The following is an 11973-nucleotide window of genomic DNA, read 5'->3' on the forward strand; positions in this document are numbered from 1 at the left end:
AAAGCTAATTAAGCTGTAAAAGTGGAGCTTCTCATTTTTTGTTGAAAGACCAACTCAGAGCTCCGACCAATCTTTGCCGCTTTACTACATAGTTTTTGAACTCCAGCGCCCTGATGACAGGAACATAAGCCATTAGGGCTGTGTCGATGCAATCCAAAAGGGCGTTTTCGCTTTGTGTTGTCAGTTGAAAAGAGGTTTGGAAAATGAATAAAACAAAAAGGCCGCTTGTTTTGGTTGCTGTAATGCTGGCTATGTTTGTCAGCGCGGTTGAAGCGACGATTGTGTCGACTGCCATGCCAAGCATTGCATCTGAATTGGGTGGATTTTCAAAATACAGTTGGGTATTCTCGTCTTATTTGTTGATGAGCACCGTGACGGTCCTTTTGTACGGCAAGCTGTCCGATATATTTGGGCGAAAGCGTATATTCGCAGTAGGGATGTTGCTGTTCTTATTTGGTTCTCTATTGTGCGGCTTTGCGGATTCGATCGAACAATTAATTTTCTACCGGTTTGTTCAGGGGATGGGCGCAGGCGCAGTCATGCCGATTGCAACGACGATTGTCGGTGATATTTATTCGAGTGACGAAAGGGCGAAGATTCAAGGGTATTTATCCAGTGTCTGGGGTATTTCCGCCGTTACAGGCCCTGCAATCGGCGGGATTCTTGTCGCAACTATTGGGTGGCAATATGTGTTTTGGATCAACCTGCCTCTTGGTGTTTTATCTTTGATTGGTGTTCTGCTGTATTTGAAAGAGCCCGTGAACAAGAAAAAACCAGTTATTGATTACAAAGGAGCGGCCTTGTTGACGGCTGCCTTATCAACAATGCTGTATTTATTGGTGGAAGGCGGCGTGTCGTTTGACTGGCTATCCAGGCAATCGTTGATTTTGCTGTCAGCCAGTTTATTGTTTTTTGTGTTATTCATCTGGGTGGAACAAAAGGCAGTCGATCCGATGATGCCTTTTGAGATATGGCGGAACAAAACGATACTTTACGCCAACCTTGTTTCATTAGCCACCGGCGTTATTTTAATCAGCATCTCCAGCTATTTGCCTACTTATGTAACAGGCGTAATGGAGCAGCCAGCAGCCATTGCCGGATTCACCTTAACCGCTATGTCAATCGGCTGGCCACTGGCGTCCTTCTTTTCCGGGCGGCTGCTACTGAAAATTGGCTACTTTAGAACATCGTTGGCAGGCGGCGCTTTTCTGGTCGTTGGTACCTTGCTGTTTGTCTTGATGCAGCCTGGCTTCGGTCCGTTGTGGGCCGCCATGTCGAGCTTTTTTGTAGGCATTGGCATGGGCTTGACCAGCACCGCATTTATCGTGTCGATTCAGGCGGCAGTATCTTATGAACAGCGCGGATCGGCTACTGCTTCGAATATGTTTATGCGGAACTTGGGCAGTACCATTGGTGTGGCTTTGCTTGGCAGTGTCTTGAACAGTTCTTTGCTGCGCTCGTTTGCCGACAGTGGCCAAAATTACTCTCTAAGCTCCATCAACGATTTGCTGAGTGCTGACAGCCGCGCCGGCATTTCTGCCGAAGCACTGGATTTTCTGCAGCAAGCACTGGCCGGAGCGCTTCAAAATGTATACTTGGCCACTGCGGCTTTCGCGATCGTCAGTTTTATCTTAATCTTCGGGCTTCGGGGTCAAAAAGGAGAGAAGAGCCATGTCAAATGAAGAACTCATTATTAAAGTATTGGCTGAAGAAGGCAATATGAGAAAAGCGGCAGAACGGCTGTTTTTGTCGCAGCCCGCTTTATCACAGCGTCTTCAATCCATTGAGAAGGATTGGGGCCAACAATTGTTTATTCGCTCGCAAAAAGGATTATCGCCAACACCTGCCGGAGAACTGGTCATTCAATACGCCAATGAGACTATCCTGCGAAAAGAAGAAGTGTTTGAAGTGTTGCACACATTGACTTCCAAAGTGCATGGTACCTTGAAAATTGCCTGCGCAACAATCATCGGCCAAAATTGGTTGCCTAAAGTACTGAAGGATTTCGTGACACTTTATCCGGAAGCAAAAATCCAGTTGATTACAGGATGGAGCTCAGAAATCGTTCGTTCGCTTTATGATGGGGAAGCCCATATCGGAATTGTGCGTGGCCATACGGATTGGAAAGGGACAAAGCATCATTTATTTAAAGATACTCTGTATTTGGTCGACAAAGAAATTCGCTCGCTTGAAGAACTGCTTCAGACAGAGCGGCCCTTTATCCAGTTTAAAAGTGACTCGAATTATTACGAGGAGATCCAGCAATGGTGGCAAAAGCATTTTGCTTCCAATCCAAAACGGCAAATAACGGTCGACCAAATTGAAACCTGCAAGCAGATGGCGATCAACGGAATCGGCTACGCCATCCTGCCGTCAATTACATTGACGGGCACAGAGGATGTGCACATGATGCCGCTTACCAACAACAAAGAAGAACTGGAATTGACACGGGATACGTGGCTAATCGGCTATGAATCTGCTTTTCAACTGCGCCAAGTAGAGGCATTTGTCGATATAGTCGAAAAACATGCCGCTTTATTAAGGTGAAGCGGATGAATTTTTATGCTGAATCAGATATAATAACAACATCACTTATAGAAAGAGGTTTTTATTGATGAAACAGATGGATGCAAACGAAATAATCTCGTACATACAAAATGCAAAAAAGGCGACACCTGTAAAAGCATACATAAAAGGCCAAGGAGTGGCTGATTTGGATTACGGCACAGACTCTAAAGTATTTGGAGAAGGCAGTTCAATTACTGTATTCGGCGAATGGACAGATATCCAGAAAGCGTTGGAAGCAAATGCCGCTGTTATTGAAGATTCGGTTGTGGAAAACGATCGCAGAAATTCTGCTATTCCGCTGCTTGATATGAAAAATATCAACAGCCGCATCGAACCCGGTGCGTTTATCCGCGAAAACGTGGAAATTGGCAATAACTGCATCATCATGATGGGTGCTGTTATTAATATTGGTTCTGTCATCGGTGACGGAACAATGATTGACATGGGCGTAATCATGGGCGGCCGCGCAACGGTCGGCAAAAACTGCCACATTGGAGCAGGTGCTGTATTAGCTGGCGTTATCGAGCCAGCATCTGCAACTCCAGTCATCATTGAAGACGATGTTTTGATTGGTGCCAACGCAGTTGTACTTGAAGGCGTTCGCGTCGGCAAAGGCGCCGTAGTCGCAGCAGGAGCAATCGTAATCGAAGATGTTCCTGAAAACTCAGTAGTAGGCGGCACGCCAGCACGCGTATTGAAATTGATGGATGCAAAAACACGTGCAAAAACAGAAATCAAGCAAGAACTTAGACAGCTGTAATCGGTGAACCCGATGGAGTTAGTAAAAATCAGAAGAGATCTGCATCAGATTCCGGAAATTGGTTTTCAGGAAGTGAAGACACAAGCGTATCTTTTGAAAACGATCTCGCAGTTGCCGCAAGGACGGTTAGAAGTGGTCGAGTGGCGGACGGGGATCGCGGTCAAAGTGATCGGCACTAATCCTTCTAAGCGGATTGGTTGGCGAACAGACATTGATGCCTTGCCAATACAGGAAGAAACAGCATTGCCATTTCAATCGACTCATCCAGGATTTATGCACGCATGCGGCCATGATCTTCATATGGCCGTTGCACTTGGGCTGCTGAAAAAACTTTTAGATGAGCCAATTGAAGATGACGCTGTGATTTTGTTCCAACCTGCAGAAGAAGGTCCAGGCGGAGCCTTGCCATTTCGTGAATGGCTGAAAAACGACCGGCCTGATTTACTGCCGGACGTGATTTGTGCGCTGCATATTGCGCCGGAACTTCCAGTCGGTACAGTAGGCACCCGACCAGGTTTGTTGTTTGCCAATACTTCAGAATTGTTTATTGATCTTCATGGCAAGGGCGGCCATGCTGCTTTTCCGCATTTGACCGAAGACATGGCAGTTGCAGCTGCTTCGTTGTTGATGCAGCTGCAGACAATTGTCAGCCGCAACGTCAATCCAATGGACTCAGCCGTTCTGACCATAGGTAAGATGAGTGCGGGAACGGTTCAAAACGTGATTGCTGAGCACGCACGGTTGGAGGGAACGATCCGCACCTTAAACAGTGAATCGATGATTCATATGAAGCAGCGGATTGAAGGTTTCTGCCGTGCGGTCGAAGAAGCCTATAATTGCCGGATCCGTATTGATTACGGTTCGGGCTACTTGCAAGTGACGAATGATGAGGCGCTGGCAGAAAAATTTCTGGAATATGCCAGTAAATCAGAAGGCATAACAGCCATACGCAGTGATGCAGCCATGACAGGCGAAGATTTTGGTTATTTTACCGAGCAGCTCCCTGGACTGATGTTCTGGGCTGGTGTTTCCTCACCATACGGATTGCACCACGCAAAGCTGGAGCCGGATGAAAAAATCCTCAGTTTCATGCCTGAATTTATCCACAAGTTCTTTTCGGAACTATAAGAACGGATAGCATTTGCTGTCCGTTCTTTTTTCTGGAAAGAAAGTGATTTAAAAGATGCTTTTTTTGTAAGAAGATGGAACTATTTTTCATTGCCAGCGTACTAATAAAGAGACGCGTAAAAGGGGGATCATCATGCATAAACGCTTGCTGGCATTAATTGCTTTTGCATTGCTTATTAGTTTATTTATCATGCCGCAGCTATCGTTGGCGGCACCACAAATTACCGTGGATTCTAGTGCCGGATTTCAAAATAAGGTCAAGTATGAAAAAGGCTTGCCCCTTCAGTTTACAGTTACCAACGAAGGCTCGGCGTTTTCAGGGGACTTGGTAATCAGTTACTCGGAAACCTATAATCTTGGAGCTGGTATGGCTATGCCGATTGAACTTGCTGAAGGCGAAAGCAAGACGCTACACATCGCGTCGTCGGGTTTATCAGACATGAATTATACAGGTGGCCCTAACGATCAAAGCATTTTTCTGTTTGAGGGCGGCTGGGAAGAAGGCGAATCAATTGCTTTCAAAGGCAAAAAAACGATACAGCCCAGTTACTATTCGCCAGGGACAATGTTTGTTGCCACCTTGACCGATAACCAAGACCGCTTGCAGCCATTAAAACAACTTGCCGTACCATCCGGTGAAGGGGTGGAAGTGATTCACCTGAATCAGCTGCAAAATTTTTCTTTGCCGACGGAAGCACAGGCTTGGAGTATGATTGACTACTTGGTCATTGACGAGTTTTCATATAGCGATTTGCCAGAGCCGACTCAACAAGCCATTTTGCAATGGGTCCAGCAAGGTGGCCATGTCGTTACAGGTTCGACCAGCAATTTGGAAGCAGAGCTTGGCAACTTAAGCGAATACCTGCCATTAACGCTGGGGGATGAAATCAATGTTTCGGTTTCAGGGCTTGAAAATCCAGTACCAGCTTTCCAAGCAACAGCTAAAGAAGGAGCTGCAGTCAAGCTGCAAAATGATGGACAAGTATTTGCTGCCACACAGTCTGTAGGTTCGGGGAATGTGACCCAGATGAGTTTTTCTCTTGGAGATGAACCTGTGTCGGCACAAAAAGGCTATAGCCAAATGATGTCAAATTATTTTCCGGCACCAGTAACCAATTATAATTCGATGGGTGGCCAGTCAATTCTTGATTATATGACATATGAAGTTGGGGATGTCAATGAGTTGTTTGACAGCTTTGCTGTTTCAAAACCGTTTATTATTGCCATCATTGTGCTTTATATTCTATTAATTGTACCGGTTCTTTACATCGTTTTGAAGAAAAGGGACAAACGGGAATTCGCTTGGTTTATCATTCCTGCTGTTGCTTTGTTGACCTCGCTGGGACTTTTTGCGTATGGAGCCCAAGACCGAATCGGCAACCCGCAAATACAGCAAACTGGTTTTTTTGAGGTGGATGCCGATAACGGATTAAATGGCTATTATGTCAATTCATTGCTATCAAATCGAGGTGGGGATTATCAATTCACAGCTCCTTCTACCACGACGATGACCTACCGAATGGCCAGTGAATTTTCCGGGACCCAGCCACATCTCTCAGCCATGATGGAAAAGGGCGCAACCAGCAATCAAATGACAGTTCGGGATATGCGTTATTGGTCTGTCGAATCAATCATGGGCCAGTCCTATATAGAAAACACAGGAAACTTCGGAATTGATTTGGAAGTGGCCGATAATAAAGTGGTGGGAACCATCCTTAATAACTTTTCATTTGGAGTGCAAGACGTTTCAATTTGGACGGGTACACGCTTATTGGATCTGGGCGACCTGAGCCCTGGCGAAGAAGTGGCGGTGGATGAAACAATCCAATCGGATATTCTTTCACCGGCAGCAGCTATCGGCCAATCTTATGGCTACCAGCCCATTGCTGATTTGGAAGAGTTGGAAAAAGCACGTCGCCAATCGTTGCTTTCAACTTCCTATGAACAAATGTCTGAAAATGGAAAGTCGCCATATGTGATTGCCTATACGCAGGATGCCATCGTACCAATCACCCTGGAAAATCAGCGGGCTTCTGTAGACTCAGTCCATTTGCTTGCACAAAGCTTTAAACCAAAATTGACTTTGAGTGGAGAGATTAGTTTGAATGCGGATGCTTTCGGCATGGAACTGGCTGGTACCAGTACAAATGCCTATTTCGATAATATGTCGAATGATCCTTACTTATTTTATTTGGAGCCTGGAAACTATGACCTGACCTATACGCTTCCAGAAGATATAGAACTTTCAAAAGCTGAATGGAATGAACTTTCAATCGCCACTTCAGGCCAGGGACTAGCAGTCACACTATTAAATCATGACAGTGGAGACTACGAGGAAATCACCGAAGCCAACCAAAATTTCACCGATAATGCGATAAACTATATAGGAGAGGATGGAGACATCCAGTTAAAACTTGAAATGACGGACGGTTCAGCAACTGCTGAAGTTGTCGTGCCAAAAGTTAAATTGAAAGGAGTGATTGCTCCGTGATTGAAACAATTGGATTGACCAAAAAATACGGTTCGTTTTATGCGCTTCAAGATTTAAATCTGGTTGTGGAAGACAGCACCGTTTTTGGTTTTGTCGGTGCAAACGGTGCGGGGAAATCAACGACTTTTTCGATACTGGCAACGCTTCTTCAGCCAACAGCGGGCGATGCGTTTATCAATGGCATAAGTGTCACCAAAAATCCGCAGGAAGTGCGCAGGCAAATTGGTTATGTGCCGGATTTCTTTGGAGTTTACGATCAGTTAAAAACAGATGAGTATTTGGATTTTTACGGAGCGAGCTATGGCATCAAACCGAAAGAGCGTGCGGTGCTGATACCCAAACTGCTGGAACTGGTCAATTTGGAGAACAAACGCTATGACTATGTGGATTTATTGTCACGCGGGATGAAACAACGGCTATGTTTAGCGCGCGCATTGATTCATGACCCAAAAATTCTGATTTTGGATGAACCGGCTTCTGGACTCGATCCGCGTGCGCGCGTCGAAATGCGGGATATTTTGAGAGAGCTAAAAGCAATGGGCAAAACCATTTTGATTTCATCGCATATTTTGCCGGAACTTGCTGAAATGTGCGACAGCATCGGAGTCATCGATAATGGCAAGTTGATTGCACAGGGTTCTGTACACGCGATTCAAGCGCAACTGCAAAGCGAAAAAGTGCTTCGGGTCAAAGTAATGGGTGATACTCATTCGGTCGTACCATTTTTTGAAATGGATCCTTTTGTTTCCCAAATCGAAGAACAGCAGGATAAACATACCATTCAATTTTTCTATCGGGGAACCGAACAAGATCAATTGCGTTTACTGCAGCAAGCGATCGCTCAAAACGTACCGATCCTGTCATTTTCGGAAGAAGAAACTGATTTGGAAGATGTATTTATGGCAATTACAAAAGGAGTGGAAATCGGATGAAAACCCTCCTTACCAATCCTGTGCTGATCAAAGAACTTAAATTGCGTTTCCGCAACCTGAAAAGCTTTACGGGAATTTTGTTTTACTTGATTGCCATGAGCATTTTCGTTTTTGGTTTTATCTTTTTGGCAACGTCTTTGACCGGAAATGGATTTTTCCGGCCAGATGAAAGTTTTATGCTATTTAGCATCATGACGTACATTCAATTGGGCTTGATTTTATTTATTACACCTGCATTGACTGCAGGAACCATCAGTTCTGAGCGTGAAAAACAAACCTTGAATATTTTGCTGACCACCTCCCAGACTTCTTTTCAAATCATTTTTGGGAAAATGACATCATCCATTGCTTTTCTGTTGCTGATGATTGTATCCGGATTGCCGATTTACAGTTTGGTATTCTTGTATGGAGGGGTTTCACCCAGCCAATTGTTTTACATCTTTTTGTTTTATTTGCTGACTTTGCTGGCAATCGCCAGCATCGGCGTGATGTTTTCAACATTAATCCGAAAGACCATTGTTGCGATCATTGCAACCTATGGCGCCATGATTTTCATCGCAGGTGTCACAGCGTTTTTCTTGTTGATCTCGGTGCAAGTTTCACAGATGGGTTCGGGTGCGCCGAGCATGTCACCCTTGGCTCATTTCTGGGCTTCCATTAACCCACCGGCAGTGTTGTTAACTTTGCTGCAACCACCTATGGAAGATCAGTTGCAAGCTGTAACTATGATATCGATTCCGCTGTGGATCGGGTACGTAATCTTCTACAGTTTGCTAACCGTCGCCAGTATTTTTCTGGCAGTCAAAAAGCTTCGAGTCAATATGAATAAATACAAGTAAGGAGGGAATTTCATGACCAACCGCGATATCCAAAAGTATGTCAAAAAGACAGACAGGCTGCTGCGAATGCTTCATTTCACCCGCAGCTTTCAGTTCGCCTTGTTTGCAGGATTTGCTTCAGCAGCTGGTTTGCTTCTGGTATCGCGGTTGTTTGTGCTTCCTTATTATGAATTTTATGCATATGCAGCGGGATTTGCCGCTATCGCAAGTTGGATCTTGTTGACGATGAAAAATTTGCCGAGTACCAAACAGGCAGTCCAAGAGTTGGACCGTTTCACACCGCACAATCAGTTGCTGACCGTATGGAAACTGAACGAAAAAAATGCGCTGGCAGAAATGTTAACGAACAAAACTGCAGCAATTGTGCCTTTTAGCTACCAGCTGTTTCGTCAAGAACGTAAAGCTTGGCTTCGACCAAAATGGCTGATTGGGGCAGTAGCAAGCGGCGCACTGATGATGCTTCTACTGGTTTTTCCAAGCAATCTGCAAAATCAGGCAAATGATGTTGAAGAAGAGTTGGAACTGGTACAAGACATCAAAAAAGAAATTGATGACATAGAAAAGCAGGCAGAAACGGAAGCAGTAAAAAAAGAAATGGAAGCATTGAAAGCAGCAATTGAAAATATTGAAGATCCGGAAGCTGTGCTGAAAGAGCTTGTCAAAAAACAAAAAGAGCTGGATTTGAAAAAACGGCAGCTGGCGGAAGGACAAACTGCAGAAGCTGAAGCTGTTTCTCAGGATCTCGAAGAAGTTTCCGACAGATTGGCTGACCAGGCAGGAAAAACCCAAACCGCTTTGAGCAACATGGGCAAACCGGTAGCATTTCCCTTGCAGCAGACCATTGCTAATCGTGGGCAATCTGGCGAGGAAAACCCAAGCGGTTCCGCTGCCGGGGAATCTTCCAGTGAAGGCAGTGAGTCCAATACTGATGGTCAGGGATCTGGTAATGGAGAAAATGCAGGAGAAGCTGAAGAGCCAGAAAACGGCCAAGGGGAAGCTGAAGGGCAAGGCGAAAATGAAGGCCAGGGTCAAGGACAAGGACAAGGCCAAGGCCAGGGTCAAGGACAAGGACAAGGACAGGGTCAAGGACAAGGCTCAGGGCAAGGAGCTGGCCAGGGCCAAGGCAGCCGCGACTTGTTGACTGTACCTGCTCGCATCGGCGGAGAAGGCGATACGGCAGTTGATAACGGAAAAATTGGAGAAGGTCAAGCCGCAGGGGAACAGGAAGGGTCTGTTGCGGCAACTGCAGGCAGCGTGCAACCATACGCCGACGTAGTGGGTGAGTATTCAGCATCTTATTTTTCAAGCGCAGATCGCCTGCAATTGCCGCCTGATTTGCAAACCGTTGTAGAACAATACTTTACGGATATCGAAACCGAAGAATAGAAAAGAGGGGTTTTATGACGTATACAACCGACCAATTTACAGAAATGAGTCAGCTGCTTGGGGAAGTAAGATCAGAAATCGGACGTTTTATTGTAGGGCAGGAAAGCGCAGTTGAGTTTTCCATGTATGCTATTTTGGCGGACGGCCATGCGCTGCTTGAAGGGCTTCCCGGGCTTGGCAAAACCATGTTGATTCGAACTATTTCAGATGTGCTCGATTTGTCGTTTTCAAGAATTCAGTTTACGCCTGATTTGATGCCATCGGATATTACTGGCACAAGTTTGATCGAGCGGGATGCAGAAGGGCGACAGCAGTTTACATTCCGGGAGGGACCAATTTTTCATCAAATGGTGCTGGCTGATGAAATCAACCGGGCAACTCCTAAAACCCAAAGTGCATTACTGGAAGCAATGGGAGAAAAAACGGTGACCATCTTGAGAGACACTAAAGTGATGGCACGGCCATTTTTTGTACTGGCTACCCAAAACCCGATCGAAATGGAAGGAACTTATCCGCTGCCGGAAGCGCAAATGGATCGCTTTCTATGCAAAATCCTGGTTTCCTATCCAAGCCGCAATGAGCTTGCCGAAATCAGTCGCCGAACAACCGGAGCTGATACGGTAAGCCTTGATAAAAAGATGAACACCCAAAGCTTGATTAGGGCACAGCAGATGGTTAAAGAAGTGTTGATGGCAGAAGACATTTTGATGGTGGCAGTCGACATTATTCAAAATACCCATCCGGAGCATTCAGAGCACGACTCCATTCAGCAGTATGTGCAGTATGGCAGTGGACCGCGTGGTCTGCAGAGTTTGATCCGTCTGGCAAAAGCACGAGCATTGATGGAAGGCCGCTACCATGTTTCTATCGGCGACTTGAAATATGTTGCCAAGCCTGTATTGCGGCATCGCCTCCTATTGAATTACGAAGCTGAGGCAATCGGCAAACAAGCGGATGAATTGATAGATTTGGTACTCAGCACAGCTGGAAAAGGCGTTTTAAAATGACTTTATTGAACTTACCGGCTGATTGGGGTTCACGCCTCAGCCGCTACGCCATTGGAACCAAAGCGAAAATCAGGGGGCATCACAAAGGCTCTCATCGGTCGATGCGTTTTGGCAGCTCTTTGGATTTCTCCGATTTTCGCGAATATCATCCCGGAGATGATGTTCGCCACATCGACTGGAACGTTTATGCCCGAACCGAACGTGTTTATATTAAGCGCTTTTTGGATGAACAGGAGATGCGTGTTCATCTCCTGATCGACAGTTCAAAATCGATGGACAGCAAATGGCTGTTTGCCAAACAGCTGACCTTTTCCCTGGGGCTGATGGTGTTAGGAAGTGACGATCGCCTGACGGTCTCATCTGGACAAAAAGAAATTGTGCCTTTTCGCAAAAAAGGGAAGTCTGCGAAAAAACTGTTTGAGCATTTTCTAGCTTCGATGCCGGACCCGAAAAATCTTTCCTTTGCCAAGCAGGCAAGCTTCTATGCAGCAAAAGATTCCACGGTGCTTTTCATCGTTTCGGATGGATTGGAACCGCTCGAAGACTGGCACGTTTTTTTCAAACAGGCACCTGCATATGCACATGACCTCCGGTTTATCCACATCAGTACGGAAGAAGAACGCGCCCCCTCTTATAGGGGAGACCTCCGTTTTATAGACGACGAAACACAGCAAGTATTGAATGTGACGGTTACAGAAGAGGCGCTGCGCGCATATCAGCAACAAAGCGATCTTCATGCCAAAGGGCTGGAATCGCTTTGCCGAACTTACGGCATAGCTTATTTGCCAGTGCATGCAGAAGATGGAATTGAGCAAGTGCTATTTCATCAGATGATGCGAAAAAATTGGATCGAGTGAGGTGA

Annotated in this window: 10 protein-coding genes; all 10 read left to right on the forward strand. The window is 45.7% G+C overall.

The genetic code is table 11. From position 1 onward, the window contains the following. Window positions 1-203: 203 nt before the first annotated feature. The 10 genes from AC4EHK_RS05430 to AC4EHK_RS05475 all read left to right on the forward strand — a co-directional run bounded on the left by AC4EHK_RS05430 (window position 204) and on the right by AC4EHK_RS05475 (window position 11968). On the forward strand, window positions 204-1682 hold the full coding sequence (locus AC4EHK_RS05430; RefSeq protein WP_490977765.1) for an MDR family MFS transporter: 1479 nt from the start codon (window positions 204-206) through the stop codon (window positions 1680-1682). Next, the gene (gene ccpC / locus AC4EHK_RS05435; RefSeq protein WP_490977766.1) at window positions 1672-2547 is read left to right on the forward strand and encodes a transcriptional regulator CcpC; all 876 of its coding nucleotides are present in this window, start codon (window positions 1672-1674) and stop codon (window positions 2545-2547) included. The genes AC4EHK_RS05430 and ccpC overlap by 11 nt, the downstream gene beginning before the upstream one ends. Before the next feature lie 67 nt (window positions 2548-2614). After that, a complete protein-coding gene (dapD, locus tag AC4EHK_RS05440; RefSeq protein WP_490977767.1) occupies window positions 2615-3328 on the forward strand; it encodes a 2,3,4,5-tetrahydropyridine-2,6-dicarboxylate N-acetyltransferase in 714 nt (237 codons plus the stop codon). Between the two features lie 12 nt (window positions 3329-3340). Further along, window positions 3341-4456 carry an N-acetyldiaminopimelate deacetylase gene (locus AC4EHK_RS05445; protein ID WP_490977768.1) on the forward strand — a complete coding sequence of 372 codons (1116 nt, stop codon included), beginning with the start codon at window positions 3341-3343 and terminating at the stop codon, window positions 4454-4456. A 133-nt stretch (window positions 4457-4589) separates the two neighbouring features. Beyond that, window positions 4590-6947, forward strand: a complete 2358-nt coding sequence (locus AC4EHK_RS05450) for a DUF8725 domain-containing protein (RefSeq protein WP_490977769.1) — start codon at window positions 4590-4592, stop codon at window positions 6945-6947. Further along, a complete protein-coding gene (locus AC4EHK_RS05455) occupies window positions 6944-7879 on the forward strand; it encodes an ABC transporter ATP-binding protein (RefSeq protein WP_490977770.1) in 936 nt (311 codons plus the stop codon). The genes AC4EHK_RS05450 and AC4EHK_RS05455 overlap by 4 nt, the downstream gene beginning before the upstream one ends. Beyond that, window positions 7876-8718, forward strand: a complete 843-nt coding sequence (locus AC4EHK_RS05460; protein ID WP_142826179.1) for an ABC transporter permease — start codon at window positions 7876-7878, stop codon at window positions 8716-8718. The genes AC4EHK_RS05455 and AC4EHK_RS05460 overlap by 4 nt, the downstream gene beginning before the upstream one ends. Before the next feature lie 12 nt (window positions 8719-8730). Then, on the forward strand, window positions 8731-10104 hold the full coding sequence (locus AC4EHK_RS05465) for a DUF8809 domain-containing protein (RefSeq protein WP_490977771.1): 1374 nt from the start codon (window positions 8731-8733) through the stop codon (window positions 10102-10104). A 14-nt stretch (window positions 10105-10118) separates the two neighbouring features. Beyond that, window positions 10119-11111, forward strand: a complete 993-nt coding sequence (locus tag AC4EHK_RS05470) for an AAA family ATPase (RefSeq protein WP_490977772.1) — start codon at window positions 10119-10121, stop codon at window positions 11109-11111. Beyond that, on the forward strand, window positions 11108-11968 hold the full coding sequence (locus tag AC4EHK_RS05475; RefSeq protein WP_490977773.1) for a DUF58 domain-containing protein: 861 nt from the start codon (window positions 11108-11110) through the stop codon (window positions 11966-11968). Before AC4EHK_RS05470 ends, AC4EHK_RS05475 begins: the two co-directional genes overlap by 4 nt. Window positions 11969-11973 lie beyond the last annotated feature (5 nt).

Source organism: Planococcus sp. TJ-307, assembly GCF_058268435.1.

What these genes read in the sequence shown, in the direction of transcription:
- AC4EHK_RS05430 (WP_490977765.1), top strand. Translation starts at nt 204, where the DNA reads ATGAATAAAACAAAAAGGCCGCTTGTTTTGGTTGCTGTAATGCTGGCT.
- ccpC (WP_490977766.1), top strand. Translation starts at nt 1,672, where the DNA reads ATGTCAAATGAAGAACTCATTATTAAAGTATTGGCTGAAGAAGGCAAT.
- dapD (WP_490977767.1), top strand. Translation starts at nt 2,615, where the DNA reads ATGAAACAGATGGATGCAAACGAAATAATCTCGTACATACAAAATGCA.
- AC4EHK_RS05445 (WP_490977768.1), top strand. Translation starts at nt 3,341, where the DNA reads ATGGAGTTAGTAAAAATCAGAAGAGATCTGCATCAGATTCCGGAAATT.
- AC4EHK_RS05450 (WP_490977769.1), top strand. Translation starts at nt 4,590, where the DNA reads ATGCATAAACGCTTGCTGGCATTAATTGCTTTTGCATTGCTTATTAGT.
- AC4EHK_RS05460 (WP_142826179.1), top strand. Translation starts at nt 7,876, where the DNA reads ATGAAAACCCTCCTTACCAATCCTGTGCTGATCAAAGAACTTAAATTG.
- AC4EHK_RS05465 (WP_490977771.1), top strand. Translation starts at nt 8,731, where the DNA reads ATGACCAACCGCGATATCCAAAAGTATGTCAAAAAGACAGACAGGCTG.
- AC4EHK_RS05470 (WP_490977772.1), top strand. Translation starts at nt 10,119, where the DNA reads ATGACGTATACAACCGACCAATTTACAGAAATGAGTCAGCTGCTTGGG.
- AC4EHK_RS05475 (WP_490977773.1), top strand. Translation starts at nt 11,108, where the DNA reads ATGACTTTATTGAACTTACCGGCTGATTGGGGTTCACGCCTCAGCCGC.